Annotated in this window: 24 protein-coding genes; 4 read left to right on the top strand and 20 right to left on the bottom strand. The window is 63.2% G+C overall.

Translation table 11 applies throughout. The features are described 5' to 3' along the window. Nucleotides 1-46 precede the first annotated feature (46 nt). From IV098_RS01710 to IV098_RS01675, 8 genes are all read right to left on the bottom strand, one after another. Nucleotides 47-511, bottom strand: coding sequence for an RDD family protein (locus tag IV098_RS01710; RefSeq protein ID WP_296885817.1), 465 nt, complete (start codon nucleotides 509-511; stop codon nucleotides 47-49). 76 nt (nucleotides 512-587) lie between these two features. Beyond that, a complete protein-coding gene (locus IV098_RS01705) occupies nucleotides 588-1,016 on the bottom strand; it encodes a DUF4426 domain-containing protein (protein WP_296885815.1) in 429 nt (142 codons plus the stop codon). 60 nt (nucleotides 1,017-1,076) lie between these two features. Further along, the gene (locus IV098_RS01700) at nucleotides 1,077-1,688 is read right to left on the bottom strand and encodes an ABC-type transport auxiliary lipoprotein family protein (RefSeq protein ID WP_296885813.1); all 612 of its coding nucleotides are present in this window, start codon (nucleotides 1,686-1,688) and stop codon (nucleotides 1,077-1,079) included. Then, nucleotides 1,685-2,629 carry an MlaD family protein gene (locus IV098_RS01695; protein WP_296885811.1) on the bottom strand — a complete coding sequence of 315 codons (945 nt, stop codon included), beginning with the start codon at nucleotides 2,627-2,629 and terminating at the stop codon, nucleotides 1,685-1,687. Before IV098_RS01695 ends, IV098_RS01700 begins: the two co-directional genes overlap by 4 nt. Continuing rightward, nucleotides 2,619-3,389: an ABC transporter ATP-binding protein gene (locus IV098_RS01690; protein WP_296885809.1), complete on the bottom strand. Its 771-nt coding sequence runs from the start codon at nucleotides 3,387-3,389 to the stop codon at nucleotides 2,619-2,621. The genes IV098_RS01695 and IV098_RS01690 overlap by 11 nt, the downstream gene beginning before the upstream one ends. Further along, nucleotides 3,386-4,480: an ABC transporter permease gene (locus IV098_RS01685; RefSeq protein ID WP_296885807.1), complete on the bottom strand. Its 1,095-nt coding sequence runs from the start codon at nucleotides 4,478-4,480 to the stop codon at nucleotides 3,386-3,388. The genes IV098_RS01690 and IV098_RS01685 overlap by 4 nt, the downstream gene beginning before the upstream one ends. Next, the gene (locus tag IV098_RS01680; RefSeq protein WP_296885805.1) at nucleotides 4,477-5,529 is read right to left on the bottom strand and encodes a homoserine O-succinyltransferase; all 1,053 of its coding nucleotides are present in this window, start codon (nucleotides 5,527-5,529) and stop codon (nucleotides 4,477-4,479) included. Before IV098_RS01680 ends, IV098_RS01685 begins: the two co-directional genes overlap by 4 nt. Then, nucleotides 5,510-6,409, bottom strand: coding sequence for an ATPase (locus IV098_RS01675; RefSeq protein WP_296885803.1), 900 nt, complete (start codon nucleotides 6,407-6,409; stop codon nucleotides 5,510-5,512). Before IV098_RS01675 ends, IV098_RS01680 begins: the two co-directional genes overlap by 20 nt. Before the next feature lie 388 nt (nucleotides 6,410-6,797). Here IV098_RS01675 and IV098_RS01670 point away from each other — a divergent pair, with 388 nt between their 5' ends. Both IV098_RS01670 and IV098_RS01665 read left to right on the top strand, forming a co-directional pair. Then, entirely contained in the window at nucleotides 6,798-8,978 is a 2,181-nt protein-coding gene (locus IV098_RS01670) for a bifunctional diguanylate cyclase/phosphodiesterase (RefSeq protein ID WP_296885802.1), read from the top strand. Then, nucleotides 8,954-9,814: a hypothetical protein gene (locus IV098_RS01665; protein WP_296885800.1), complete on the top strand. Its 861-nt coding sequence runs from the start codon at nucleotides 8,954-8,956 to the stop codon at nucleotides 9,812-9,814. The genes IV098_RS01670 and IV098_RS01665 overlap by 25 nt, the downstream gene beginning before the upstream one ends. Before the next feature lie 102 nt (nucleotides 9,815-9,916). Here IV098_RS01665 and IV098_RS01660 read toward each other — a convergent pair whose 3' ends face one another. Next, nucleotides 9,917-12,487, bottom strand: coding sequence for a chemotaxis protein CheW (locus IV098_RS01660; protein WP_296885798.1), 2,571 nt, complete (start codon nucleotides 12,485-12,487; stop codon nucleotides 9,917-9,919). 244 nt (nucleotides 12,488-12,731) lie between these two features. Between IV098_RS01660 and IV098_RS01655 the strand changes: the two genes are divergently transcribed. Further along, nucleotides 12,732-13,406, top strand: a complete 675-nt coding sequence (locus IV098_RS01655; RefSeq protein ID WP_296885796.1) for a YceH family protein — start codon at nucleotides 12,732-12,734, stop codon at nucleotides 13,404-13,406. Nucleotides 13,407-13,476: 70 nt separating this feature from the next. Here the strand turns inward: IV098_RS01655 and IV098_RS01650 are convergent, their stop codons facing one another. Beyond that, nucleotides 13,477-15,564 carry a GGDEF and EAL domain-containing protein gene (locus IV098_RS01650; protein WP_296885794.1) on the bottom strand — a complete coding sequence of 696 codons (2,088 nt, stop codon included), beginning with the start codon at nucleotides 15,562-15,564 and terminating at the stop codon, nucleotides 13,477-13,479. 422 nt (nucleotides 15,565-15,986) lie between these two features. Here IV098_RS01650 and IV098_RS01645 point away from each other — a divergent pair, with 422 nt between their 5' ends. After that, nucleotides 15,987-16,670, top strand: coding sequence for a hypothetical protein (locus IV098_RS01645; protein WP_296885792.1), 684 nt, complete (start codon nucleotides 15,987-15,989; stop codon nucleotides 16,668-16,670). 91 nt (nucleotides 16,671-16,761) lie between these two features. Here the strand turns inward: IV098_RS01645 and atzF are convergent, their stop codons facing one another. The 10 genes from atzF to IV098_RS01595 all read right to left on the bottom strand — a co-directional run bounded on the left by atzF (nucleotide 16,762) and on the right by IV098_RS01595 (nucleotide 26,769). Next, on the bottom strand, nucleotides 16,762-18,555 hold the full coding sequence (atzF, locus tag IV098_RS01640; protein WP_296885790.1) for an allophanate hydrolase: 1,794 nt from the start codon (nucleotides 18,553-18,555) through the stop codon (nucleotides 16,762-16,764). A 69-nt stretch (nucleotides 18,556-18,624) separates the two neighbouring features. Further along, a complete protein-coding gene (locus IV098_RS01635) occupies nucleotides 18,625-18,981 on the bottom strand; it encodes a cupin domain-containing protein (RefSeq protein ID WP_296885788.1) in 357 nt (118 codons plus the stop codon). Continuing rightward, nucleotides 18,974-19,645: a cysteine hydrolase family protein gene (locus IV098_RS01630; RefSeq protein ID WP_296885786.1), complete on the bottom strand. Its 672-nt coding sequence runs from the start codon at nucleotides 19,643-19,645 to the stop codon at nucleotides 18,974-18,976. Before IV098_RS01630 ends, IV098_RS01635 begins: the two co-directional genes overlap by 8 nt. After that, nucleotides 19,635-21,170, bottom strand: a complete 1,536-nt coding sequence (locus tag IV098_RS01625; RefSeq protein ID WP_296885784.1) for an ABC transporter ATP-binding protein — start codon at nucleotides 21,168-21,170, stop codon at nucleotides 19,635-19,637. The genes IV098_RS01630 and IV098_RS01625 overlap by 11 nt, the downstream gene beginning before the upstream one ends. Continuing rightward, entirely contained in the window at nucleotides 21,167-21,847 is a 681-nt protein-coding gene (locus IV098_RS01620; protein ID WP_296885782.1) for a cysteine hydrolase family protein, read from the bottom strand. The genes IV098_RS01625 and IV098_RS01620 overlap by 4 nt, the downstream gene beginning before the upstream one ends. A gap of 22 nt (nucleotides 21,848-21,869) precedes the next feature. Then, nucleotides 21,870-22,790: an ABC transporter permease gene (locus IV098_RS01615; protein WP_296885780.1), complete on the bottom strand. Its 921-nt coding sequence runs from the start codon at nucleotides 22,788-22,790 to the stop codon at nucleotides 21,870-21,872. Further along, nucleotides 22,787-23,821, bottom strand: coding sequence for an ABC transporter permease (locus IV098_RS01610; protein ID WP_296885778.1), 1,035 nt, complete (start codon nucleotides 23,819-23,821; stop codon nucleotides 22,787-22,789). Before IV098_RS01610 ends, IV098_RS01615 begins: the two co-directional genes overlap by 4 nt. Before the next feature lie 2 nt (nucleotides 23,822-23,823). After that, on the bottom strand, nucleotides 23,824-24,981 hold the full coding sequence (locus IV098_RS01605; RefSeq protein ID WP_296885776.1) for a BMP family ABC transporter substrate-binding protein: 1,158 nt from the start codon (nucleotides 24,979-24,981) through the stop codon (nucleotides 23,824-23,826). Nucleotides 24,982-25,004: 23 nt separating this feature from the next. After that, a complete protein-coding gene (locus tag IV098_RS01600) occupies nucleotides 25,005-25,796 on the bottom strand; it encodes a DUF5020 family protein (RefSeq protein ID WP_296885773.1) in 792 nt (263 codons plus the stop codon). 265 nt (nucleotides 25,797-26,061) lie between these two features. Beyond that, nucleotides 26,062-26,769 (bottom strand): GntR family transcriptional regulator, encoded by a 708-nt coding sequence (locus IV098_RS01595; RefSeq protein ID WP_296885771.1) that lies wholly within the window; start codon nucleotides 26,767-26,769, stop codon nucleotides 26,062-26,064. Nucleotides 26,770-26,843: the final 74 nt, after the last annotated feature.

The following is a 26,843-nucleotide window of genomic DNA, read 5'->3' as shown; positions in this document are numbered from 1 at the left end:
CCGGGACCGGGGCTTTTTGTACCGCCAAAGCCAGCTGCGCAGCGCACTAGCCAAAACGAACCGGCTCCGTGCCACGGCGCTTTGATCTCACGACCACGGTGCCGGCCAGTTTGTCGTGCCAGCCCTGCTTCTTCTTGTCGAACGCCACCCAGATGATCCCGAGAAACAGGGGCAGCATCGAAACGTAATAAGCAAGGTAGCGCCCGATACTCTGGCCGGCCGTCAGGGTGTTGCCGGTGGCGGCATCCACGACCCGCAGCGACAGGGCCATTTTTCCGGGCGTGGCCTGCCGGGTCATCCAGAACGCAATCACGGCAAGCGCCGGCAGCACCCAGCTGATCAGGAAATCGGCCGGTCCCGCGATCAGCGCTGTTTGCTCGGCACCGAAATATTCCCAGCCGTAGAGCGCAACCAGCAGGGGAAAGGTGATCGCCATGATCAGCAGCGTGTCGATCAATGCGGCGCCCACGCGCACCCAGAAACCCGCATATTCCATGTCGTGTGACTGCATCAATCGCTCCGGGAAGGGTCGGACGGGTGCGTCCGGGTGACGTGACGGCGGCAAGCGCGCTTGCCGCCGTTCGCGTTTACTTGAAGAATTTCTGGTCGAAGCTCATTTCGTATTTGGGTTCGCCGGCCACTTCGACGGTGGCATTGAACTTCAGCGTGTCCGGCGGGGCGACGCGGAATTCGCCGATATAGTAAATCGCCGAGCCTTCCTTGATTTCACGCATGCTGATGTTGGACAACTGCTGGGTGAGGTTGGTGGCATAGATCGTGAGCTTGGCGGGCACCGGCGTGGGCACACCGACCTTGTTTTTCTTCAGCACCGACAGGGTGACCATGCCGCGCGTCTTGCTGCGCTCGATCTTGTAGGCGCGGGCGACCTCGGGTTGCAGTTCGTCGGTCGGCAGGGCGTTGTAGTGGATTTCGAGGTTGCCGAATTTTTGCGATATTTCGGCGTGGGCGACGGCAGCGACGGAACACAGGCACAGGGCGGCAAGCAGGCGTTTCATGGTCTCTCTCCTTTTTTTGTGAGGCGCGGGCAGCAAGGATGCTGCCTGAATTGTAGGCACTTATTTGAGACTGGCGAGCCAGACGGTCAAATCGTCGAGCACACGGCCAACCGCCTGACTGGAGGCCTGCGCGGCGGCGGCTGCGTCGTAGTTCGCCAGCGGCACCTGCTGTTCGAATACGCGCTGGCCCAGCAGCTTGCGCTGTTTGATATCGAGCAGGCTGGCGCGCAGCACCAGTCTCACCTGGCCCGGCTCGCTGGCGGCGTCGTGGTAGAACTCGACCAGCTCGGTGTCCAGCAGCCAGTCGGCGCGCACATAGCTGCCCGAGGCGACATTCCAGCCGCCCTGGCGTTCGAGGCGGGTGCGCATCAGTTCGGTGAAGCGCTTGCCCGGACGCTCGGTCCAGCGCGCGAACTGGTAGAGGCCGCGGGTATCGGCGCTGCGGCTGAAAACCAGCTGGTCGGTGTCGTAGAAACTGCCGGTGGTGGTGTCGATCACGCGCAGGCTGGGTGCCGCGCCGGCAGCCGGCGGCAGCGGCGCGGTGACCGGCGCGGCGTCGTTCAGCACGTAATACACCGCAGCCGGGGTGTCGGACGAATTGCCGAGGCTGACGCAGCCGCCGAGCAGGACGCTGGCCGACAGCAACACCAGACGGAAACAGGCGGTTTTCATGGCAGTTTTTCTCCGGGGCCGAGCTGCGGTTGCGCCGGCCCGAACAGGATCGCGCGCGGGTCGGACAGGCGCTGTCCGGTGGTGGTGAGCGCTTCGGTGCTGTTGCGCACCTCGCTGCTGAGACGGGCCATTTCCAGCGTGCCGGTATCGCTCAGCTGCTGGATGCTGGCGGAAATCACGCTGGCGTCCTGCTGTAGTTTGTCCATTGCGACGACCGCTTCCTTGAGAGCGACATCCGCATTGCTGGCAAGCCCGACCAGACTGCCCTCGACCCGGCCGGTGGCCTGCCGGATGCTGGTGCTGGCGATGCGGAACTCGTCCGCCGAGGCGCGCACGTCGGCCAGCGTGGGTTTCAAGCCCTCTTTGTTGTCCGCGAGCTGGGCCGACAGCGTTTTCAGGTTGGCCAGCGACTGGCTGAGCGCGCGCTGATTTTCTTCCGACATCACCTTGTTCAGCTTGTCCAGAATCTCGCCGCCGTTGTCCGCCAGTTTGGTGAACGTGACGGCGACCTTGTCGATATCGGAACGGCCCTCGGCGATGACCGGATACTCTTCGTCGCCAACGGCCGTGAGCACGGGTTCGGTATTCGGACCGTTGACGATTTCGATTGCAGCAATGCCGGTCACCAGATTGCGCTTGATATAGGCCACGGCGCCGCGATGCATAGCGAGGTCGGCGTCGACCCGCGCGATCACGGAGACGGCCTCATCCCGGGTATTGGCAAAGTCGTAGCCATCGACCGTACCGATCTTGATGCCACGCATCTTGACCGGGCTGCCGACCGCCAACCCGTCAAGCGACTGGTCCTCGAAATAAACGACGTAGTTGCGGTAGGCGATGTTGTCGGCGGCGCCCGCCAGCCACACGATGGCCAGCGCCATCAGCGCGATCACTGCCAGCACCAGCGCACCGACCAGGGTGTAGCGACCTTCAGTTTCCATGTACGGTTTCTCCATTCGGCGCGCGCGCAGCGAAATAATCGTTCAGCCACGGGTCGTCGATCTGCTTGAGTTCAGCCACGCTGCCGCTGCCCAGCACGCGGCCATTCGACAGCACGATGACGCGGTCGATAATTGAAAAGAGTGTATCCAAGTCGTGCGTGACGAGAAATACAGTGAGCCCCAGGCTGTCGGCCAGCAGGCGGATCAGCTTGTCGAAGGCGCGCGCCGATATCGGGTCAAGGCCGGAGGTCGGCTCGTCGAGAAACAGCAACTCGGGATCGAGCACCAGCGCGCGCGCCAGCGCCACGCGCTTGCGCATGCCGCCGGACAGTTCGCTCGGCCGCTTGGCGGACACGTCTGCAGGCAGCCCGGCCAGCGCCAGTTTCAGGCGCGCCAGCTGGCGGCACAGCGGATGCGGCAGTTCGGTGTGTTCGAACAGCGGGGTGGCGACGTTGTCTTCCACCGACAGCGAGGAAAACAGCGCGCCATCCTGAAACAGCACGCCGAAGCGTCGCCGCAGCAGGTTCATCTGCTCGGGCGTGCTGTCCCACACCGAGTGGCCGAACAGCCGGATGTGCCCCGCCTGCGGCCTGAGCAGGCCGATGATTTCACGCAGCAGAACGGACTTGCCGGTGCCGCTGCCGCCGATCAGCGCAATGACTTCGCCGCGCGCGACGGACAAGTCGAGGTCGCGATGAATGGATTTGCCGCCCAGGGTGGTGCTGACGCCCTGCACCTCGATCACGTTGTGGCTGCTCATATATCCAGCTGCACGAACATCACGGCAAAAATGGCGTTGAGCACGATGATGGCCACCAGGCTCTGCACCACGGTGGAAGTGGTGTTGGCGCCGACGCTGCGGGCGTCGCGGCTGACCGACAGGCCCATGCGGCAGGCGATCAGCGCGATGAATACCGCAAACACCGGGCCCTTCAGAATGCCGACCAGCAGGGTTTTCAGCTCCAGCACGCTGCTGGTCCGTTCCAGAAAAAGGTGCGGCGAAATATCCAGCTGCAGGTGTGCGACCAGCATGCCGCCGAGGATGCCGGCAATGTCGCCGATGAACACCAGCAGCGGCAACCCGATCAGCAGGGCGATCATGCGCGGAATCACCAGCACCGCCAGTGGCGACAGGCCGAGCGTGGTGATGGCGTCTATTTCCTCGTTGACCTTCATGGTGCCGATCTGCGCGGTGATGGCCGCGCCGCTGCGTCCGGCAATCAGCACGGCCACGATCACCGGCGATATCTCGCGCAGGATCGCCATCAGCAGACCGTCGACGACGAAGATGCTGGCACCGTACTGCTGCGCCTGGTCGCCCAGCAGGTAGGCGAATACCACGCCGAGCAGGAACATCATGCCGATCACGATGGGAATCGCGCCGACGAACACCGCATTCACCTGCGCCCCCAGCTCGCGCCAGCGCCAGTTGTCGGGGCGGCCGATCAGCAGCGCCAGTTCGATGCTCAGCTGGCCGATGAAATTGACCAGGCCGCTGAAGTTCCGCCACAAGGCCATCGCGCCCAGCCCGGTGGCCTCGAGCACGCCGGGCTGCTGCGCCTCGACCGCCGCAGCGGTGACGGCAGCGTGCTGCGCCACCAGATTCAGCAGGGACAGATGCTGCGGCTGGAAGCCCCGCAGCTCCGGCAGCGGGTCGCTGGCGCGCGGCCGCACGGCATTGAGCAACAGCCACGCGCCGTTGGTATCGAGCTGGGTGATGGCCGCGCCATCGAGCACGCGCACGCTGTGGCCGCTGAGGCGCGGCAGGGCGGCGGCCGCATCGACGTGCCAGGCACCGCTGGCAATCAGCGCGTCCTGGGCTGCGTCAAAATGCGCCGCCGCAGTTGTCATACCAGTCCCAGCGGGTTGGCCGGATCGATGCCCGGCATGAAGGGCAGGCCGCGCTCGCGGTGGGTCACTTGGTAGACGCAGCCGATCCAGTTGCCGATCACGCCCTCGGCGGTGTCGTGCCAGGTGTTGTCGAGCTGCGGCAGCAGCAGCGACTCGGGAAAACCGAGCGACTCGCCCGCCTGCGTGCGCGCCCGGTATTCCAGCAGCAGCGCCTGCGCCTGCCGGTTGAAATAGCGCGCCGGGAAAGGCGGCATGGCCGGCAGCGTGCCCGCCGCCGCCAGCAGCAGGTCGCGCTTGTATTCCTTCAGCAGCGACACAGTGTCGTATTCGGGATGGCCCTGGAAGAACACCGTGCGCAGACCGTCGCCGGAAACCGCCATATGCACGCCGGCGCCCGCGCTTTCGGCCAGCACCTTGACGCCGGCCGCCTCGAACTGCGCGCGCGAAACATCGTTCCAGCGCGAATGCGGCACGTCGAAGCGGGTGTTGATGTCGGCCACCAGCGGATGGCGCGCGTCGGTGACGCGATGCTCGAACACGCCCCAGATCTTGTGCGGCTGCTTGACCCGCGTCTGGCCGTGGCGGAACTGCATCACCGCGTGGGTGGCGAGGCAGGAACACAGGGTCGAGGTGACGTTGTCCCAGGCCCAGTCGATCACCTCAATCAGCGGCTGCCAGAACGCTTCGTCGGCCAGATTAGGATGGCTGACGTTGGCGCCGGTAATGATGAGGGCGTCGAGTCCGGCGGCACGGATGGTGTCGAAGGTTTCGTAATACTGCGCGATGTGCGCCTGCGCCGATTCGCTGCGCGGCAGCGCGGGCAGGGTGAACGGGTGCATGTAGAACTGCGCGATCGGATTGGACTCGCCGACCAGCCGGTAGAACTGCCGCTCGGTCGCTTCCAGCGCCGCGTCCGGCATCATGTTCAGCAGGCCGACGTGCAGCTCGCGGATTTCCTGGTTGGCGGCGCGCTCAGGCGACAGCACCGTGATGCCGTCGCGGCGCAGGCGCTCGAAGGTGGGCAGCGCGTTATGCGCGACCAGCGGCATGCGTTCCCCCTGAATCCTGACCCCTGACCCCTGACCCCTTTCTTGCAATCGCGGTTTCCAGCAGGGACGTGAAATCCTGTTCATCCCGCACCTGCGCCACCTCCTGCGAGGTCACGGTGTAGCCGTGCGGCTGCGCAATCGCCTCGTAACGCGGCAGCCGCGAATGGAACAGGCGCGGGAACACCCAGCGTGCAAAATCGTTCGGCTCGATTTGCGCGACAAATTCGATGCCTTTTTCCTTCAGGTAGACCGGCAGCTGCTCGGCGAGAAAAGCCGGGCGGAAATACAGCGGCTTGGGGTCGGACTGCGCGCGCTTGATCAGCGTGTCTTCTTCTTCGCGCGTGGTGGTCTGGATGTAGAGAATCAGCGTGTGCTCGGCCAGCAGCTCGACCACGCCGGGCTCGTCCAGCTCGCACAGGCTGCCGCCGACGTCGTTGACGAAGTGCGGATAACCATAGATCTCCTGGCCCTTGCGGATGAAGGCCGGCACATCGCGCATCGCTGCAATCTCCGCCTCGCGGTACGCCGCCTGCCGGCGCGAGAATTCGTCGAGCGACAAGCCGCCCCACTCCGGCCCGCCCAGCTTGCCGACGAAGGTCAGCACCGGCCCCAGGTCGTGGATCTTGATGTTGTTCTTGATGTCGATCCAGTCGTTGCGCAGCAGATCGCGCAAAAACGGCACCTGCATCGCCTGCTGCTTGATCAGGTCGAGGATGGGTTCGTCGAGGTAGCGCGTGCCGATGCGGTAGTCGCCGGAAAAATGAAACCAGTCGTGGCCGCGCAGCATCGACGAAATATGCGTCTTGCCGACGCCCGACATGCCGAGCAGGGTGACGCGCTTGGTCGGCCAGGCGCGAAAGGATTCGGGGGTGAAGTGCATGGGATCGGTTTTCCTGAAAGTAGCGCGAAGCCTACCGAAAAGCCACTCAATACAAAAGGGCGCATTGCGGCACGCCAGTTTGGTGCATGACAGGCGGCAGGCCGCACCGATATGGGTCACGACAGCCCGACCCCGCTCCGCCCTCAACCGCAGCCCCCCTCCAAGCCGAGCAAAGACGCGGCCTGCCGGGTATCGCACCGGCGGCGCAAATCTGGAACAGGATTTGCTAGACCCTGTCTGTCGGGGTGCGTGACGCACTGTCGTCCGCATCAATTATTCATCTGCAGCACGCGATGCGGGAACGGCTACAGCCAGCTCCGCCACCGCACGCGCCACGAGGATATCCAGCCTGGAGAACGCGTAACCCTTGATCTCCAGGAAACGCAGCATGGTTCTGAATACGGTCTTGAAGCTTGGGTCCGCGCGAAAGGTCGCAGCGGACGGGACGGATGCCGACGCACCGCTCGACGTCACGCGCCTGCTCACCACGATTACGGACAATCTGGTCGGCATGATCTACCGCTGCCGGGTGGATGCCATCTGGACCATGGAGTACGTCAGCGACGGTTGCCACAAGCTCACCGGCTATCGGCCCGACGAGCTGGTATTCAACACCCGGGTGTCGTACGACCAGATCACGCTGCCCGAAGACCGCGCGCAGGTCAGCCGCACCATTCACGCCGCCCTGGAAAGCAACACCTCCTTCGAGGTCGAATACCGCATCCAGCGCGCCGATGGCCGGGTGTGCTGGGTGCTCGAACGCGGGGTCGGGATACGCAACGAGAACAGCCGGCTGGCCTGGATCGAAGGCTATATCCAGGACATTTCCGACCGCATGGCGGCCAACGAAATGCTGCGCGAGGCCGTACGGCGCTACAGCAGCATTTTCGAGCACGCCACCGAAGGCATCTTCCAGACCACGCCGGAAGGCCGCTACCTCAACGCCAATCCTGCGCTGGCGCACATATATGGCCACGCCTCGGCGGACGCGCTGATCGAGCATCTGCAGGACATTTCGCGCCAGCTGTACGTGCTGCCGGAGCGGCGTGCGGCATTCGTAAATCTGATGCAGGAACACGGCGCGGTGCGTAATTTCGAATCGCAGGTCCACCGGATGGACGGCAGCGTGATCTGGATTTCCGAGAACGCGCGCGCCGTCATGAATGCGGATGGCAGCGTGCAGTTTTTCGAAGGCACCGTAGTCGACATCACCGAACGCAAACAGCATGAAGCCGAACTCGAATATCAGGCCAACCACGACAGCCTGACCGGTCTGCCCAACCGCTTGCTGCTGGGCGACCGCATCGAACAGGCCATCGCCAAGGCGCACCGCGAAAACATGCGGGTGGCCGTGGTATTCGTCGATCTCGACCATTTCAAGCTGATCAACGACAGCCTCGGCCACCACATCGGCGACCGCCTGCTGCTGGAAGTGGCAGACCGGCTCATGACCTGCGTTCGCAGCCACGACACCGTGGCGCGCCAGGGCGGCGACGAGTTCGTTCTGGTGCTCACCGAGCAGCACGATGCGGACGAAACCCTGGCCATCGTCAACCGCCTGCTGGAAGTCATCTCCAAACCCTGGCTGCACGACGGGCAGGAATACGGCCTCGGTTGCAGCATCGGCATCAGCTGCTATCCGCGCGACGGCGACACCCCTGACGCCCTGTTGCGCTGCGCCGACATCGCCATGTACAAGGCCAAATCTTCCGGCCGCAGCACCTATCACGCCTACACGCCCGAACTCAATCAGGCGATCAGCGAACGCCTGGAACTGCAAAACAACCTGCGCCACGCGCTCGAGCGCAACGAGTTCCGCGTCTACTACCAGCCGCGTGTCGACGTCGCCAGCGGCCGCATCATCGGCGCCGAAGCGCTGATCCGCTGGGACTGCCCCGTCAAGGGACTGATCCCGCCCGACAGCTTCATTTCGATCGCCGAGGAAACCGGGCTGATCATCCCCATCGGGCAATGGATCCTGCAGGAAGCCTGCCGCCAGAACCGCGCCTGGCAGCGCGCCGGATTGCCCTCCATCAGCGTCTCGGTCAACCTCTCGCCGATCCAGTTCCGCCATACCGGACTGGTGCAGTCGGTCGCCGACGCCCTGCAACAAGCCGAGCTGCATCCATCGTGGCTGGAACTGGAACTGACCGAATCTTTCGTCATGCACGATGCCGAACGCATCAATGTCGCCATGCAATCGCTCAAGGCGCTGGGCGTCGACATCGCGGTGGACGACTTCGGCACCGGCTATTCGAGCCTCAGCTATCTCAAGCGCTTCCCGGTCGACCGCCTCAAGGTCGACAAGAGCTTCGTGCGCGACATCGACAGCGACCCCGACGACGCCGCCATCGTGCGCGCCATCATCACCATGGGCCACGCCCTGGGGCTCAAAGTCGTGGCCGAAGGCGTGGAAACCCGTGCGCACCTGGATTTTCTGCGCCAGCACGGCTGCGACGAACTGCAGGGTTATTTTTTCAGCCGGCCGGTACCCGCAGCGGAAATGGAAGTGTTGCTCAGCGGCACGGCGACGGGCCCGAGCCAGTGCACATCGCCACGCATCAAGTGACAGTATCCAATCCATGCCACTTAGGTGACTGGACGGAACAACCTGCACCGGTTCCGAACGCCTATCTCGGCGTCTGGAAGCGCACGCTGCTCGAAACCGCTGGCGTGCGCGATGAACGCAGCCAGGTGTTATGGCTGCAAACACCGCGCTGGCACGCCGACCTGCGCATCCCCGCCGGGCGGCCGGATTTTTCCGGCGTCACCTGCCTCGCCGAATGCGACGACGCCCAGCTGGCCTGGCTCGCCACCCAGCAGGGTTTCTGCGGCGTCACCCAGGTGGATGGTGATGACTGCACCTGGCATCGCCAGCTGGATTTCCAGCCTGCCAATGGCAGACGCGACATCGGCCGCATGGTGTTTGACGGCGAGCGTGTGATCGAGACCGGTGTCGACGCAGACTATCGGGAAATCTGGGAACGATTGCAGCACAGCCTGGGCGGCACCGCCGCGCTCGAACTGCTGGTGGACGCCGGCGAGCTGCCCGCGCGCCCCGCCTGGCTCCTCGTCGCGGGCGACTGTTTCATCCATGTGCGGGGCCGCGCCCATCCCCTGCCGCATATCGCCAATCAGAAAAATGTTTCCGACCTGGCCAGCCTCATCGCTCGATCCCGGCCCTCCCGCGCGCAATTGCTCGACTGGCTGAATGTCGAGATCAGTTTCGGCCATCGCAACGGCCCCGCACCCTGGCGCATCGAGCGTTCCACGCTGCCGTTCCGGGAGGGACAGTTCGTCACCCACCCCGGCGCGCTCCAGCGTCGCGGCCATCGGCTTATCGTCGAAGGCAACAACGAACGGCGCTGGATGATTATGGATTGGAACTTCGGCGCGATGCTCTGAGCGATCGGCCGTCCGCCCCGAGCGCCTGCCCCTGACGGACGCGGCACGTGCATGTCCGGATAACCCTGTACCCGCGGTGCGCTTAATCGTCCTGCAGCCCTCCTACGCTGCCGCCTGCATCACGTCCTCCGGCATGCACGGCATTTCACCGCCTTCCAGCGCACGATAGATGTAGTCGATATCGAGCACCTGTATCAGCAGCCCATCCCGATTGCCCTTGATGATCGACGGCACCAGCGTGTCTCCGGTCTCCAGGGCGAAAGGGCTGGGCCTAATCTGCTCGTCCCGGAATTCCGGGACGCCATGCAGCTCATCGACCAGCAAACCGATGCTTTGCTGCCCGTTCCTGACCACCACAACCTGGCTGGTGTGCGTGATGTCGGACAGTCGTCCCCGCACCATGTAGCCCAGGTCGAATACCCAGATGAATGTCTTCTCCTCGCCTTCGTGTACGAGCGCAAGCATGCCAATTCGACCGGTAACCCCCCCCATGGAAACCGGCAGCAAACCCGAGCCCGGCAGGGCTTCAACAACTCGCTCAGCCGGCATGGCATATAAATCGCCGTCGATGAAGCAGGTTGCGAATTGCCTGCCACCGCTTTCCAGTGAATTGTGCTCGATGACGGTGGATGCCCGGTTGCCCAATGCGCGGCGTTCGCGCACCTCGCCAAAGGATTCGAACACGACGGCAATGACGTCTTCCTGATAGCCGTCGCTGACCTTGAACTCACGATAGCCGTTGGAAACGGTGCAGCCCATGCTGGCATAGCGACCGTCGTGGACCGTGATGGTCGATGTGCTGCAGCCGTTTTTCTGGTGCAGGATTTCCGGATCGATATCGAGCAGGTCACCCACCGGACGAGCCTGATCGGTGCTGGCAATAATGCGGCCACTGCGGTCGATGAAGAATGCCGTGGTGCCAGATTTCCCATTCAAGCCGCCGTTCAGCATGGCTGAAAATTCCGGCGCGGCGTCGAACACGATGCCGATCCCGCCGACGATCATTTTCGGCTTGTCCGGATGGCGAATCGCGGCGTGGTAGACATAGGTCGGCAATCCGTCGTACAGCGGTGTCGCAGCAAATGGACTGACGTGGTAATCCTGCTCGGTCGCCAGCGACAACACCGATGCCAGCGTGTCATGCTCGACCGTGGCGCCGACAATGGCCCGGTCCTCACCCTTCTGTGCCAGACAGGTGCTGGCGATGATCCGCCCGCTTTTGTCATACACGAAAATCCGGGTGTAGACGGTATACAGACTGTTGATGTAGGCCAGGATGCCGGTGATGTTCTTGAGCATGGCCTCGGTCCGCACAGGCGCAGCCAGCGCGTTGCGCAATGCCGGCGTCAACGCCCACCAGCGGCAATCGTTGGCGCGCTCGTACAAATTGCGGTCGAGCAGGTCGACCAGCAGGTGCGTCATGAATTCCGCCCCGCGCAAACTGGAACTCAGTACCGTTTCGTACAGGTTGCTGATGGATTGCGAAAACAGTTCGTTGCTGCGGTTGCCTGTTTCACTGATCTGCTCCAGCACCGATTTAAGCTGAACCTGATTATCGATGTTGCCGGCGGTCATGACCTGTCCGTTCCACACGACGCGCTGTATGGTTTCGGCCGCCTGCATGATCTTGTAGAGCGGCGGCGAAAAGGTCTGCGCGTGCGACAACAGACCATCGACGATTGCGGGATCGAGCGACAGCAGGGAGCGGTCGCCGCCTTCCAGAAACGCAACCTCGACCGGAACCATGACCTGCCCCTGCCAACCCGGAGGCCCCATGTAACCCTGATAGCCGTCAGCGCCAAAAGTCTGCACCAGATATTTGCGGCCACCGAACATCATCAGGCGGGGGCTGCCGCTCCGGTTCACCGGAACGACCGAACCAACGGGTACCCACAGCTCATCCGCACTGGCAATGACACGGTTATCGCTGTCGAGCAGCAGCATGTTCGAGCGCTCGTCCGGATCGCGATGTGATTTGAAAATGCCCTGCATTTCCTGCTCGAAATCGAAGCAGAGACAAAGGATGCCGGCCACCTTGCCGGTTTGCGGATGCAGCATCCGCTGCGAATAGATCAGAGCCTTATCCTTGCCCGGGCGCAGGTCAGTCGCGCGGAAGCTTTCGACATAGCTGCCCGAAGCCAGCGTTTGTCCGATCAGCGGGTCAATGCTGCCCTCAACTTCAGAATGCTCGTCGATCTGTACCAATACGTTGCCGTCTCGATCCAGCAGCATGATTTCGTCGTAAACGGTGTACTTGCTGCGATAGGCCAGCAGGCGTGCATGAATGGCGTCCGCATTGTTCTGTATACCGGCGACGAATTCACACAGATCACGGTCGGTGGCGAGAAAGCCGACATCAGCAGTGCGCTCATACAGATTGCGCACCACGATATCGATTACGTAGTGCGCCTTGGTGCCGATTTCCATCAGTACGTTCGCACATTTTTCGTGCACCAGGCTCGAAACCAGTTCGTGTTCCAGCTGGTCGAATCCGGCCCGCGTTGCCGTCATGGTTTGCAGGATTGATTTGGTCTCGGCCAAATAATTCATCTTGGCCGAGGACTCGATCATGCGCCACATCAGGTTCAGTTCACGCAGGGATTGTTCGCTGCGGACAACATCGCGCATGTAAGGCAGGAATATGTCGTTCTTCTGGGTGGAGGCATTGCTCATCGGGTCAGTTTTGCATCAAGTTGAAATGCCTGAAAACTAGCAAGTAGCAGACCAGGTCTGCCCTTGTGAAACCTCGGAGCGCCTTTATCCACGGTGCATCAAGCAGAATCAGAATGACCGCCATTCTGCATACAGCCTGTTTATGGGGGCACCTCAATCACCGTTTCAAGCCTGGCCGGCGGGCGGCTCAACATCCCCCCATGGCAGGAGCATAATCCCCGCATCGACATCACGCAGCCCCGTCATGACCACCCTCCGCCTGCCTGTCCTGTCCCTGCTCGAAACCCGCGTCCTCGGCGTGCTCTGCGAAAAACAGCACACCGTGCCCGACACCTATCCGCTGTCGCTCAATGCCTTGGTCGCCGGCTGCAACCAGAAGACCAGCCGCCAGCCTCTGATCGACGCCAGCGAAGCCGAAGTGCAGGCCGCCATCGACAGCCTCAAGGGCCCGGCGCTGGTGATGGAATCCAGCGGCGGCCGCGTCACCCGCTACGCCCACAACATGGGCAAAGTCCTGCAACTGCCTACGCAATCCATTGCCCTGCTCACCGTGCTGATGCTGCGCGGCCCGCAGACCGCCGGCGAGCTGCGCATCAATTGTGAACGCCTGCACCGCTTCGCCGACATCTCGGCGGTCGAAGGCTTTCTGCAGGAACTGGCCGATCGCCCGGACGGCACGCTGGTGGTCGAACTGCCGCGCCAGCCCGGCGCACGCGAAAACCGCTGGGCGCACCTGCTGAGCGGCGCGCCGCTCATCGAGGCACCGGCCCTCGCCAGCCCATCAAGCGAATTTACAGCCGACGTCAGCGTCGGCGAACTCGCCGCGCTCAAGGCCAACGTGGCGCGGCTGGAGGCTGAAGTCGAGGCGTTGAAAGCCGTGGTGGGAAAACTGTGCGCAGAACTCGGGGTATCGAGTTGACGCGTTGAGCCCGAAGATGCGCCCCTGTGGCCGGCTTGCTACAGGACCACAGCAGGCAAGGCCGGCCATATCAGGTCAGCACCTTGTTTGGAACGGACGGTTGCATTGCGGCCAGCACATAGTGCCGGAACGCATCTGCAGGAAGCGGACTGGATAAGAAACGCCCCTGCGCTTCATCGCAATGATGAAGCAGAAGATGCTCGACCGTGTCCGCTGTTTCAATGCCTTCGGCTACTGTTCTGAGGCCGAGTGCACGCGCCATCTGGATGATGGCATGGACGATGGCGGCATCTTCCGGATTCGTGTCCATGTCCTGGACGAAGGTTTGCGCAATTTTCAGCTTGTCGATGGGAAAGCGCTTCAGATAGGCCAGGCTGGAATAGCCCGTTCCGAAATCGTCGATTGCAAAGCGGATACCCAGGCTCCTGAGATTGCGGACCGTTTCCAGGGCAGCCTCGGCTTCCGTGATCAGGATGGACTCGGTCAGTTCCAGTTCAAGCAGGGCGGGTGCAAGCCCGGAGGCGCTCAGGGCCTGCACGACAGACTGCTGCAGGTTTCCGCGCCGGAACTGCATTGCCGACAGGTTCACGGCGATGGTCAGTTCGGGCAATCCGGCCTGCTGCCAGAGGGCCGCCTGGCGGCAGGCTTCCTGCAGGACCCAGTCGCCAATCGGCACAATGAGCCCACAGTCTTCGGCGATAAAAACGAACTCGTCCGGCAGCACCAGACCGCGCTTGGGCGAATGCCAGCGCAGCAATGCCTCGGCGCCGAGGACACGCCCGCTGACAAGATCGATTTGCGGCTGGTAGTGCAAGGCGAACTCCCCGCCAGCCAGTGCCTGCCGCAACTCAGCCCGGATGGCCAAGGCCGCGACCCGGGCCACGTTCATCTGCTCGCTGAAGAAGGTGTAATCGTTTCCACCCCTGCCTTTGGCGTGGTACATGGCGGTGTCGGCCTGCTGCATCAGCGTTTCCGTATCCTGCGCATCGCTGGGATAGATCGCGATCCCGACCGATACCGTCACCTCCAGGGCATGGCCCTCGATCTCGCACGGAGCCGCCAGCGCGTCGACAATCTTGGCGGCGCTGCCCGTCACGGCGTCGATATCCTGGATGTGCGTGAGGATGATCAAAAACTCGTCACCGCCCTGCCGGCTGACGGTGTCGGTTTCCCGCAGACAGGCTTGCAGGCGTCGCGACACCTCGACCAGCAGCAAGTCGCCCATGTTGTGGCCGAGAGAGTCGTTGATCGCCTTGAAGCTGTCGAGGTCGAGAAACAGCAGCGCGACGTATTCATTGGCGCGGTCTGCATAGGCCATGGCCATTTTCAGCCGTTCCTTCGCCACGAAACGGTTCGGCAGCCGGGTCAGATGGTCGTGATGGGCCAGAAATTCGATCTGCGCTTCGGCCTGCTTGCGCGCGGTCGTATCGATGCAGATGCCGGTCATGCGCTGTGCGTTGCCGCCCGTATCGTAGGCGGTGTCGCCGAACGCATCGACCCAACGCACCTCCCCGGTCGGCAAAACGATTCGGTATTCGTTGAAGAGGGGCACGTGATCGCGGATGCAGGCCAAGATCACGTCTTCGGCTCTTTGCCTATCCTCCGGATGCACCACGCTTCGCCACGTATCGAAAGAGGCGATCGCGGTGGCGGGATCCAGTCCGAACAGATGAAAGAGCTCATCCGACCAGGTGAGCGTCCCATTCGGAATGTCCCAGTCCCACACCCCTGCACCTGCCGTACGTTGCGCCAGCGACAGCCGTTCGTTGGCCCGCAGCAAATTCCGCTCCGCCAGCTTGCGCTCGGTAATCGCCTCGAATACGGCAACGAAGTGGTCGAGTTTGGGGTTGTAAACCGTGATCGAAAACCATGCGCCGAGTGCTTCGACATGGATTTCGAATTTCTCCGGTTTGCCGCCCCTGGCGACACGGCCAAAAATATCGAACAACAAAGGGTCGGATTCGCGGATACCCGGGATGACGTCGCTGACGCGCCGGCCGACCACGCCCGAGAGGCCGGTCAGCGTTTCAAAGGCCGGATTGGTATAGAGATAGATGAAATCGCTGGGCTGCCCATTCTCGAACAGCATCTTGCCGTAAGCCATGCCATTGAACATGTGCTCAACAATCGTCCCCACCTCGTGGGGCAGGAGCGCCACTCCAGACGTACTTTTTACAGCGTCGTTGGCTGGCATCTCCTGCCCTCCATGATAAGCGGCGTGATCGGGTCGTTCTGCAGCCTCACATATACAAACATAAGTGCAAGTACGGTGACATGCAACGATCAACCATAGCGCGCGCCCGGAACAATGGGGATCAGACCACGGATTTCTGCAGAACGGTAGCTTTGGCCTGTGGATTCAGCCGGGCATATGGAGCGGTCAGCCTGATCGGCTACCGGATCGGGATCGGGGTCGGATAAGCAAAATGGCTGAAAGCGGGCATTCACCCAAATGTCCGCTTAGGGAAAATATTTTCTCTGGGTTCGGTCAGAAGCGGCCCTTGGCGACAGCGCCATAGAGCTGCCGTTCAGGCGACCTCGGTGTATGCTGATGCCCTGTATTTTGACGTGCCGCCGCCCATGAGCGCCAAACTCGACCTCAATACGTTTCTCGACCAAACTTTCTTTGGTATCGATACCTTGACGATGCTTGGAGACGTGGATGACTTCATCGAGTTTTCAGAAAGCAACATTGGATGGCAGAAGCATCGAGAGCTTCGGCGTGCGGAGCAAAAATGCAACGACACCGAATTTGATGACCCCAGACTGGAAGCACAGTACCGAGACCAGATACTTGAAGGTGTGGAATATCGATTTGACGTCAGCCTTACGCAGCGCGTTCGGTATGCTGGGCTTATCGCGCTGATTACAACTGTCGAGTGGGTCGTGCTGGCATTAAAGAGACAATCGGCTTTCGAGTTCCCAACGAAGCCAAAGAAGAAGAACGAGGCTGCTCACGTGCTATCGGTGTTGAGCAGGGAAGCGGCACTCGGCCTCGAGCAGAAGATTGTGCTTCTCGAAACACTAAGTCAGGTTCGTAACTGCATCGTCCATGCGGCGGGTCTGCTTGCGTCTTATCAATATCAGCCCGAGTTACGCCAAGCCTTAATAGCTCTCCCGGGAATCAAAGTATCAAACCTCAACTTTCTCGGCGACAGCATCGAAATTGAAGCTGGGTTTCTCGAAGGACTTATCAAAGACGTTCGAGTGTGGCTGCCAAATGTCGAGAAGGCGGTTTCAGAACGTGGGTTGCTTCGCAAATAATTTCCAACCCGGCGCTCAACCTCGCTCCCTTCGGTCGCTGGGCGATAGAGCCGCGCAGCACCGGTTATCTCCCGCTTTGGGTCGTTCGCTGTCATACATCCCGTGACGCCAACCACGCCCGCCACCCCCCGAATTCCGTAATGTCCTGCGCGCCGGCCACGCCGAGGCCTTCGCAGATAAAGCCGTTCACGGTGGTGCCATCGGCCAGTTCCAGCGTGCCGATGCCGAGCGGCGCGGCGATGCCGGCGACGAAGGTGCCGAAGGCGGCGGCGGGCATTTCCCAGACTTCGCAGGCGATGGCGGCGCCACCGCTTTCCACTTTGATCAGGCCGGGGCGCTTGCCGTCGGGCAGGGCGTAGAGGCGGTATTTCGGCGCGGTCTGCGTCGTGGCAATCCTGCGCGCACGGCGTTCGGTGAGCTGGGGGTTGAGCGGCAGGCCGGAAAGGTGGGCGCCGACGACGGCGACGCGCACCTGGCCGCTCGCCAGCAGGTTCAGGGCTTCGGCAGCAGGCAGCGGGTGCGCGGTGGCGCCCGTTTTGCCGCCGAGCGCCTGCTGCATTCTGGAAGCCAGATGCAGCAGCGGGCCGTCCTGATGCGGCGGCGCGATCAGGGTGACGCCGAACGGCAGGCCGTCGTGCTGGAACCCGGCCGGCACGGCGGTGGCGGCGAGGTCGAGCAGGTTCATGAAGTTGGTGTAGTAACCGAGATTGGAATTGAGGCGGATGGGGTCGGCCTGCATGTCTTCGATGCGATAGATCGTGCCGGCGGTGGGGGTGAGCAGCACGTCGATGTCGTTCCACACCGCATCGCAGGTGCGCTTGAACGCACGCAGTTTGTAGAGGTGGGCGAAGGTGTCGGCGGCGCTGATGGCGCGACCGCCGGCGATGATGTCGCGCACCGGCGGAAAGACCTTGTCGGACTGCGCGTCGAAGAAGTCGCGGATGGCGAGGTAGCGCTCGGCCACCCAGGGGCCGCCGTACAGCAGGCGCGCGGTCTGCAGAAACGGTGCGAAGTCGATTTCGACCGGCGTGCCGCCGAGCGCCTGCATGCGTGCCACGGCTTCATCGAACAGGCGCTCGGCCTCGGCGTTGCCGAAGAACGCCAGATCCTGTTGCTTCGGCACGCCGAATCTGAAATGCGCGGCGCGGCCGAAGTCGAAGCCGTGCGGCGCCAGCGGCCTTGAATATTCATCCTCGGCATCGAAGCCGGCGGCCACCGCCAGCACGCGCTCGGCGTCCTCGGCGGTCAGCGCAAAGATCGACACGGCGTCGAGCGAATGACAGGCGGGCACCACGCCGCGCGTGGAAAGCGCACCGCAGCTCGGCTTGTGGCCGACCAGATGGTTGAACGCGGCCGGCACACGGCCGGAGCCGGCGGTGTCGGTGCCAAGCGAAAAGCTCGCGAGGCCGAGCGCGACCGCAACTGCCGAGCCGGAACTGGAGCCTCCGGAAATGTAGTCGGGGTTGAAGGCGTTGCGGCAGGCGCCGTAGGGCGAGCGGGTGCCGTTCAATCCGGTGGCGAACTGGTCGAGGTTGGCTTTCCCAACTGGAATGGCGCCGGCATCGATGAGGCGCTGCACGACCGTCGCGCTGCGTTCGGGCGTGTAGGCGAATTCGGGGCAGGCGGCGGTGGTCGGTAGGCCGGCGAGGTCGATGTTGTCCTTGATGGCGAAGGGAATGCCGTACAGCGGCAGGCTCGCCGGGTCCTTGCCTTCGAGCTTGCGGGCGTAGTCGCGCAGGGTCTCGGCGTCGAGGCGGCTGATCCAGATGGCATGCGTGTCCTCGCCAGCCATGCGGGCAAGCAGGTCGTCCACCAGGGCAAGCGGAGTGAGGTCGCCGGATTGATAGCGGCGACGGAGCGTGGCGATATTCAGATTGGGGATCATGTCGGTCGGTCTGGGTGGGCGCCGGCCTGCGGCAGGCCGGCCACCCGCGGGTATTGAAAACGCTCCACTCTACACAAAATGCACGGGCGCTTCCCACATTGCCAGTGCGATGCAGCCTTCGGGACTGGCGATGCTGTGGCGCGTGCCGGGTATGCTCACCAGCAGGGTGCCGGCGCGGTATACCCCGCGTTCGTCCTGCTGGGAACCGGCCAGGATCTGGATGTATTCCATGCCGGTGTGCAGGTGCTCGGGCACGGTCGCGCCGGGCGCGTAGCGCAGCAGGGCGAGCTTGGTATTGCCCGCCGCATCCTGATAGAGACGGCTGAGTTCCACGCCGGGACCGAGGGACTCCCAGGCGAACTCGCCGAGCCGCAGGGGAATGGATGCCAGATCTTTCAGTACCAGTCGGGGCGCGCGCTCAGCCATACGCCCGTTCCAGTCCGGTGCACACGGCCGCGCAGGTTGCCGTCCAGCCGACGATGCCGCCCTGTGCGGTGATCATGTCCAGCGTGGCCTGTTTGAATTCGGGAAAATAACTCTCGGTGCCGTCCTCGACCAGCAGGCAGCTGTAGCCGCGGTCGTTGGCCTCGCGCATCGTGGTCTGCACGCACACCTCGGTGGTGACGCCAGTAAACAGCAGGTGGCTCACGCCAAGCTGCTGCAGGATTTCCTGCAATGGCGTGGCGTAGAACGCGCCTTTGCCCGGCTTCACCAGTTCGACCTCGCCCGGCGCCGGCGCCAGCGCCTCGATGATGGCATTGCCCGGCTCGCCATCCACCAGCAGCCGCCCCATCGGACCCGCATCGCCGATCCTGAGCCGGCAGTCGCCGCGCAGCCGCTTCGACGACGGACAGTCGGACAAATCCGGCCGGTGCGCCTCGCGCGTGTGGATCACCGGCATACCCAGACGCCGCGCGGTCGCCAGCAAGCGGGCGATCACCGGCACGCAGGCCTGCAGCCGGCCGACGTCGTTGCCGAGGGCGTCGCCGAAGCCGCCGGGTTCCACAAAATCCCGTTGCATGTCGATGATGACCAATGCCGGTGGCCGCTCGGGCAGGGCGTAGGCATAGGGGCGGGCGTCAATCTGCATGAGCGGTTTCTCCGTGGCCCGCCATGTGGCGGCCCATCACAATGGGGTCGGCCGCGGCGGGTGTGGTCTCGTAGACCAGCCGTCCGCCGGACATGACATGAATGCGGTCGGCCAGTTCGAGAATTTCGTCGAGGTCCTCGCTCACCAGCAGCACGGCCGCACCGGCGTTGCGCGCCGCCATGATGCGGGCGTGAATTTCGGTCACGGCGGTGAAATCGAGGCCGAAGCAGGGGTTGGCCACCACCAGCACATTGGGCTGTTCGCCCAGTTCGCGAGCCAGGATGGCGCGCTGCACGTTGCCGCCCGAAAGGTCGCCGATGGGCGCATTGGGCAGCGGCGGGCGCACCTTGAAATCGGCAATGGCCTGCACCGCGGCGGCGGCCATGCGACTGCGGCGCAGCAAGCCGTACAGGCTGAAAGGCCGCTGGTCGTAGTGGCGAAAGGCGAGGTTCTCCGCCACGCTCATGCGCGGCACGCTGGCGTTGCGCAGCGGCTCCTCGGGCAGGCAGTGGAAGCCGTGGCGCAGCAGTTCGCGGCGACGCCCACTGTAGGTCTCGCCCATGACGCGGATCGTGCCGCCGCTCGGCGGCCGCTGGCCGGCCAGCGCCTCCACCAGCTCGCGCTGGCCGTTGCCGGAAACGCCGGCGATGCCGACGATCTCGCCCGCCTTCACCTGCAACGACAGCGCGTGCACCGCGGACATGCCGCTGTCGTCCGCCACGCTGAGCGCGTCGATGCCGAGCTTCAGCGGCTGCTCCGCCACCGCCGCGCGGGCCAGCGCAGTCTGGGAAAACTCGCTGCCCACCATCATTTCCGCCAGCTGCCGGATGTCGACGCCGGCGACCTCGGCCGAACCGGCGAATTTGCCGCGGCGCAGCACTGTGACGTCGTCGGCGTAAGTCATCACCTCGCGGAACTTGTGGGTGATGATCAGCACGCTGAGTCCGGCCGCGCGCGTCATCTCGCGGATGCGCCCCAGCACTTCGTCGGCCTCGTCCGGCGTCAGCACCGAGGTGGGTTCGTCGAGGATCAGCACCTTCACGCCGAGCAGCAGCTGTTTGACGATTTCCAGTTTCTGCTTTTCGCCTGCGGCCAGATGGTTTACCGAGGCGTCGAGCGGCAGCTGGAAGGGCATGCTCTGCATGCGTTCGGCAATCGCCTGGCGTTCCTTTTTCCAGTCGATCACCGCGGGCAGGTGCGGCCGCGCCAGCACCAGATTTTCCAGCACACTCATGTTTGGAATCAGGGTGAAGTGCTGGTAGACCATGCCGATGCCGAGCTCGTGCGCATCGCGTGGATTGCCGATGGCCTGTTGACGCTCGCCCAGCAACACCTCGCCGTCGTCGGGCGTGTAAAAGCCGACGATGCATTTCACCAGCGTGCTCTTGCCGGCGCCGTTTTCGCCCAGCAAGGCATGGATGCTGCCCTGCCGCAGCTTCAGCGAAACCTGGTCCAGCGCCTGCAGGGCGCCGAAGCGCTTGCTGACATTGATGGCTTGCAGCGCCAGGGCGTGCGGGGTACTCATGCGAAGGTCTCGAGCAATTGCGCGGACGTGGCGACCGCGCCGAACACGCCGCCCTGCATTTTCACCATCTTCAGCGCCGCCAGATGGTTGACCTGATCGGTGGCGCCGCAGCAATCCGCCAGCAGTAGGCATTCGAAACCCATGTCGTTGGCGTTGCGCATGGTGGTATGCACGCAGACGTCGGTGGTGATGCCGGTCAGGATCAGGTTGCGGATGCCGGCCTTGTGCAGCAGCAGTTCGAGGTCGGTGGCATAAAACGAGCCCTTGCCGGGTTTGTCGATGATGGGCTCGCCGGGCTGCGGCGCGAGTTCCGGGATGATTTCCCAGCCCGGCTCGCCGCGCACCAGCACCTTGCCGCACGGTCCCGGATCGCCGATCCCGGCGCCGATGCGCTGGCTGCGCCAGCGCTTGTTGGCGGGCAGATCGGTGAGATCGGGGCGATGGCCTTCGCGGGTGTGGATCACCATCATGCCCTGCTGCCGGGCCATCGCCAGCACGCGGGCGATCGGTTCGATCGGCGCGCGGGTCAGGCTCAGGTCGTAGCCCATGCGGTCGACGTAGCCGCCGTGGCCGCAAAAGTCAGTCTGCATGTCGATGATGATCAAAGCAGTGTTGTCCATCCGAAGGTCGCCATCGAACGGCCAGGGATAGGGATCGGCTGCAACGGTCATGCTCATGAATGTTTCTCCATTGGATTTGTTAGCGGGCCGCCAGCGAGCCGGGCATGCCGGAACGCACCCTGGTCGACGAGGCGGCGATCATCAACGCCAGGGTCAACACGTAGGGGGCGGCATTGAACAGGTAGTAGCCCCAGGTCACGCCCACCGATTGCAGCGACGGCCCGAGCGCGCCGGCGCCGCCGAACAGCAGCGAGGCATACAGGCAGCGCACCGGATCCCAGCGCGCGAAAATCACCAGCGCCACCGCCATCAGGCCCTGCCCGCTGGACAGGCCTTCGCTCCAGCCGCCCGGGTAATACAGGGACAGAAACGCCCCGCCAACGCCGGCCAGAAAACCGCCGGCCATGGTGGCGAGCATGCGCACGCCGTTGACGTGCAGCCCCATCGCGCGCGCCGCATCGTCGCTCTCGCCCACCGTGCGGATCGCCAGTCCCCAGCGCGTGCTGCGGAAGAACCAGGCCATGGCCGGCGCCAGGATCACCCCGACAATGAACAGCACGTTGATCTCCAGCGCCGCGCGCAAGGCCGGGTTATCGCTCCAGTCGCCAAGATGCAGCGCCGGCAGGTGCGGCGCGCTCGGCTGGATCAGCGGCTTGCCGAGGAAGAAGGCCAGCCCGGTGCCGAGGATCATCAGGGCGATGCCGACGGCGATGTCGTTGACCCGCGGCTGCTGGCACAACAACGCATGCACAAAGCCCAGCAGCACGCCGGTGGCGCCGGCCGCCAGCACGCCGAGCCAGGGCGAACCGCTGATCCAGGCGACGCCGTAGCCGGCCATCGCGCCCATGATCAGGTTGCCTTCGAGGCCGAGGTTGATGCGGCCGCTTTTCTCGGTCAGGCACTCGCCGAGGCTGACGAACAGGAAGGGGGTGCCTACCCGGATCGCGCCGCCAAACACCGCGATCAGCACGGTAATCCAGTCGATCGTGTCGCCGCTCATGCTGCGCTCCCTTGCCGCTTGGCCAGCCGGGCAAACACCGCTTCGCTGGCGAGGATGAGGATGAAAATGATGCCCTGCAGCACCAGGCTGGTCGCATCCGGCAAGTCGTGGTCGCGCTGCATCAGTCCGCTCGACGCGCGAATGCCGCCGAACAGGATGGCCATGGGAATGATGGCCAGCGGGTGATGGCGCGCGGCAAAGGCGATGAGAATGCCTTCGTAGCCGTAGCCGGCGTTGAGCGAAGTGTTGGCGCGGCCGTGTACCGCCGCCACCTCCACCATGCCGGCGAGTCCGGCGGCGGCGCCGCCCATCATGCACACCAGAAACACGATGCGCCCGACCGGAAGACCGGACAGCAATGCCGCGCGCACGTTGCCGCCCACCATGTCGACCGCGAAGCCGAACACCGTGCGTTTGTAGAGCACCCACAGCAGCAGGCAGACGATCAGCCCGTAGCCGAAGCCCCAGTGGATCGAGGTGTCGCCCAACGCGCCCAGCATGTGGGTGTCGCCGATGTGATGGGTGGACGGCTTGTTGAGCGTTTCGGGATCGCGCAGCGGGCCGATCACCAAAAAACTCAGGATGGCGATGCTGATGTAGTTGAACAGCAGCGAACTGATGGTCTCGTTGACGTTGCGGCCATGCCGCAGCCAGCCCACCAGACCGATCAGCAGTCCGCCCGTCAGCATCGCCGCCAGCGCCATGCCGGCCAGCGCGACCCACGGGTTGGCGTCGACCAGCACCAGGCCGGTCAGCGCTGCGGCCAGCCCGCCCACCACCACCGCGCCCTCGCCGCCGATCACGATCAGACCAAGGCGCGCCGGCAAGGCCGTGCACAAGGCGGTCAGCATCAGCGGCGCCGCGCTGGTGAGGGTGTTCTGCCAGGAAAACCAGGTGCCGAACGCGCCCCGGTAGATGGACTGGTAGACCGCCTGCACATCGGCGCCGGCGAGGCCGACAAAGCCGCCGAACAGCACCAGCGACAGCGCAATCGCCACCAGCGGGATCAGGAAGGGGGCGAACGGCAACATGGCTAGCCCTTGGTGCGTCCGACCACGCCTTCAACCAGCCAGTCCATGCTTTCCAGCCAGATGTCGGTCTGACCGTATTCCTTGCCCCTGGCGATCACAACCTTGCCGGTGTTGTCCTTGATCGGGCCCTTGTAAACCACGAAATCGCCCTTCATGAACTGGGCGCGCACCTTGTCGGCATGGGCGCGCGCCTTGGCGCTGACCACCTTGCCATAGGGCGAACTCTTAACCAGGCCTTCCTTGAAACCGCCGCGCACCAGGTTGGGGATTTTGGTGCCCTTGGAAATCAGGGTGGCATAGTCGAGATAGACCTTGCTCCAGTTCCATTCCGCCCCGGTGAGGAATCCCTTGGGCGCCAGCTTCGACTGGTCGGCGTGATAGCCGCACGAATAGACGCCGCGCTTCTCGGCGGTCTCGACCACCACTTTGGGGCTGTCGACGTGACAGGTCAGCACATCCACCCCCTGGTCGATCAGGCTGTTGGCGGATTCGGCTTCCTTCACCGGATTCGACCAGCCGCCGGTGAATACCACCTGCACCGTGATCTTGGGATTCACGCTGCGGGCCGCCATGGTGAAGTTGTTGATGTTGCGCAGCACCTGGGGAATCGGAATGGCCGCGATGTAGCCCAGCTTGCCGGTCTTGCTCGCGTGGCCGGCGACGATGCCCGACACGTACACCGCCTCGTCGATGTAGCCGAAGTAGCTGCCGACGTTCTTCGGATGCTTGCTGGCATCGTAAAGGCCGCCGCAATGCAGGAACATGACGTCGGGATACTTGGGCGCGATTTTCAGGATGTGCGGATCGAAGTAACCGAACGAGGTGGGAAAAATCACCTGCGCGCCATCCAGGTTGATCATGCTTTCCATCGCCTTCTGCACTGCGATGGTTTCCGGCACGTTTTCCTGGTCGACCGCCTTGACCCACGACTGTTTGGCGATGGCCGACTTGCCTTCGAAATGCGCCTGGTTGTAGCCGTAGTCGTCGCGCGGACCGACGTAGAGGAAACCCATGGTCACCTTCTTGATGGCGGCAGAGGCTTCGCGGATGCCGAATCCACCGGCGAAGATGCCGAGTCCCAGTCCTGCCAGTCCCTTGAGCGTCGTGCGACGTTTCGGATTGACGGGCGTGTCGTGCTGCTTGCTCATTTTTTTGTCCATTTCCCTGTTCCTCATCCCTGTCGTTACATCGTCCACTTGATCATTGCCTGGGCAACGTCTTCATCCACACCCTTGACGCCGAACTTATTGCGCCAGATCTGGTATTCGACCCCCACCTGCAAGGTGCCGGGCGCGCCCACCCAATTGCCGACGTCGATCAGCAAGCGCGGAGCGGTGATCAGGTTGTCGGCCTTGGGCGCGCTGCCGCCTTTTTCACCCCATGCGTAGTCGGCAAAACCTTCGAAAGCAATTTTCTGGCCGCCGAGTTCGAATGGCAGCAGCCAGTCAATCGTGACCTGTGCGCCGCCGTCGGTCTGATCGGCCAACCAGTCGCGATGGCTGGTGCGGTAATACAGATTGAGGTCTGCGAAGGCGAACGACGGCAGGTTCAACGCAAAACCGACGCCAAGCAGTTGCGCATTCAGGTCTTCGCCCATTTCCAGCGTCCCTGCGATCAGCACATCCTTAACGATGCCGAACGACATGTCCTTACCGCTGATCCTGCCGAGACTGAGGCGGGGTGAGAATTCCCCGTAGTAGCCGGTTCCATCGGCTGCGGGGTTGTTGATGTCGACGAAGAAGAAGTTGTCGCCGTACTTCCAGCCGTTGGCATGTTCCAGCGTCATGATGGCCATCGAGTTGTCGCTCAGCTCGTAGCCGTCCCCGTACAGCAACTGGACGTTGGTGGTGCTCCATTCCGCTGCCTGGCTGGCGACGCTCGCCGATGCCAGCAGTGAACAGGCCAGTACGTGCGCAAGCGCATGGCGTCGCGATCGGGGTTGAGTTGCGGTAAGGGGGGATTGCCTGAGTTGCATGGTTTCTCCTGGTTGCTTGAGTTGGTTTGCGATCACGCACTGCGCGTATCGTTGTATACAACAAAGCATCCATCATGCCAGCCTGCTCAAGCGGCCATCAACCCTGCCATATTTCAGAATTAATCCATCGATAACAACAAGATAGAAAATCCACGCGGGAAACGACCGGCAACCATCAGTGTGGGCGCGGGTGCATCAAGCAGGCAGGTTTATGGTGCGTATGGGGGGCGGGGCGCCCGAAAAGAGTGCGCGACAGCGCGGCAGGCTAGGTGGTTTTTTTCGCCGGAAAGCTGTGGTTCCTGTTGATGGCCAGTTGCGTCAGGGTGATGGTTTTGACGAACTGTTCGACGTGCTGGATGTGGTCGCGCATCAGCGTCTGCGCTTCGGCAAGATCGCGGCGCAGCAGGCTCTGGCAGATCCGGTAGTGATCGTCGTAGGTCTGGTCGATGCGCTCCGACCGCGTGAAGCCGAGCCGCCGGACGATGCGCAGATGGCGGTTCACATCGGCCAGATAGTTGCGCAGGATCAGGTTGCCACCGCCCTCGGCCAGCGCGAGGTGAAAGGTTTCATCGCGCGCTTCCATTTCCTCGGGATCGTCGCTGCGGTCGACCTGCCGCGCGGGGTCCCAGGCCGCCGCGAGTTCGCTCAGCGCGGTATCGCTCATGTAAGTGTTCGCCAGTTGCAGGGAGAGTTGTTCCAGCGTCTTCCGCACCTGGTAGTACTTGCTGAGGTCGTCGATATCGAGGTTGCGGATGAAACACCCTTGCTTGGGCAGCACGGTCAGATAGCCTTCGGCTTCGAGCCGCTGCAGCGCGCTACGGATGGGGGTTCGGCTCACACCGAAATATTCGGCCAGTTCCGTTTCCGTAACCCGGCTGCCGGGATAGATCTCGAAATTGAGGATCATTTCCCGCAGGCGGGTGTAGACATCCTTCGCACTCAATCGGGTTTCCGCCACTGGGCTCTCCTGCATACGGCGTCCATGCAGCTCAGTCTGCATGGACGTAGTGAACACGGTCTATGTTAGCGGGATTGCGGCCGGCCGCC

Source organism: Thiobacillus sp. (assembly GCF_018780105.1).
Taxonomy (GTDB): domain Bacteria; phylum Pseudomonadota; class Gammaproteobacteria; order Burkholderiales; family Thiobacillaceae; genus Thiobacillus.
This window is presented reverse-complemented; position numbering and strand designations above follow the sequence as displayed.

Excerpts from the sequence above, each read along its gene's own strand:
- IV098_RS01710 (WP_296885817.1), bottom strand. The coding sequence starts at position 511 with ATGCAGTCACACGACATGGAATATGCGGGTTTCTGGGTGCGCGTGGGC.
- IV098_RS01705 (WP_296885815.1), bottom strand. The coding sequence starts at position 1,016 with ATGAAACGCCTGCTTGCCGCCCTGTGCCTGTGTTCCGTCGCTGCCGTC.
- IV098_RS01700 (WP_296885813.1), bottom strand. The coding sequence starts at position 1,688 with ATGAAAACCGCCTGTTTCCGTCTGGTGTTGCTGTCGGCCAGCGTCCTG.
- IV098_RS01695 (WP_296885811.1), bottom strand. The coding sequence starts at position 2,629 with ATGGAAACTGAAGGTCGCTACACCCTGGTCGGTGCGCTGGTGCTGGCA.
- IV098_RS01690 (WP_296885809.1), bottom strand. The coding sequence starts at position 3,389 with ATGAGCAGCCACAACGTGATCGAGGTGCAGGGCGTCAGCACCACCCTG.
- IV098_RS01685 (WP_296885807.1), bottom strand. The coding sequence starts at position 4,480 with ATGACAACTGCGGCGGCGCATTTTGACGCAGCCCAGGACGCGCTGATT.
- IV098_RS01680 (WP_296885805.1), bottom strand. The coding sequence starts at position 5,529 with ATGCCGCTGGTCGCGCATAACGCGCTGCCCACCTTCGAGCGCCTGCGC.
- IV098_RS01675 (WP_296885803.1), bottom strand. The coding sequence starts at position 6,409 with ATGCACTTCACCCCCGAATCCTTTCGCGCCTGGCCGACCAAGCGCGTC.
- IV098_RS01670 (WP_296885802.1), top strand. The coding sequence starts at position 6,798 with ATGGTTCTGAATACGGTCTTGAAGCTTGGGTCCGCGCGAAAGGTCGCA.
- IV098_RS01660 (WP_296885798.1), bottom strand. The coding sequence starts at position 12,487 with ATGAGCAATGCCTCCACCCAGAAGAACGACATATTCCTGCCTTACATG.
- IV098_RS01655 (WP_296885796.1), top strand. The coding sequence starts at position 12,732 with ATGACCACCCTCCGCCTGCCTGTCCTGTCCCTGCTCGAAACCCGCGTC.
- IV098_RS01645 (WP_296885792.1), top strand. The coding sequence starts at position 15,987 with ATGAGCGCCAAACTCGACCTCAATACGTTTCTCGACCAAACTTTCTTT.
- atzF (WP_296885790.1), bottom strand. The coding sequence starts at position 18,555 with ATGATCCCCAATCTGAATATCGCCACGCTCCGTCGCCGCTATCAATCC.
- IV098_RS01635 (WP_296885788.1), bottom strand. The coding sequence starts at position 18,981 with ATGGCTGAGCGCGCGCCCCGACTGGTACTGAAAGATCTGGCATCCATT.
- IV098_RS01630 (WP_296885786.1), bottom strand. The coding sequence starts at position 19,645 with ATGCAGATTGACGCCCGCCCCTATGCCTACGCCCTGCCCGAGCGGCCA.
- IV098_RS01625 (WP_296885784.1), bottom strand. The coding sequence starts at position 21,170 with ATGAGTACCCCGCACGCCCTGGCGCTGCAAGCCATCAATGTCAGCAAG.
- IV098_RS01620 (WP_296885782.1), bottom strand. The coding sequence starts at position 21,847 with ATGAGCATGACCGTTGCAGCCGATCCCTATCCCTGGCCGTTCGATGGC.
- IV098_RS01615 (WP_296885780.1), bottom strand. The coding sequence starts at position 22,790 with ATGAGCGGCGACACGATCGACTGGATTACCGTGCTGATCGCGGTGTTT.
- IV098_RS01610 (WP_296885778.1), bottom strand. The coding sequence starts at position 23,821 with ATGTTGCCGTTCGCCCCCTTCCTGATCCCGCTGGTGGCGATTGCGCTG.
- IV098_RS01605 (WP_296885776.1), bottom strand. The coding sequence starts at position 24,981 with ATGGACAAAAAAATGAGCAAGCAGCACGACACGCCCGTCAATCCGAAA.
- IV098_RS01600 (WP_296885773.1), bottom strand. The coding sequence starts at position 25,796 with ATGCAACTCAGGCAATCCCCCCTTACCGCAACTCAACCCCGATCGCGA.
- IV098_RS01595 (WP_296885771.1), bottom strand. The coding sequence starts at position 26,769 with ATGCAGGAGAGCCCAGTGGCGGAAACCCGATTGAGTGCGAAGGATGTC.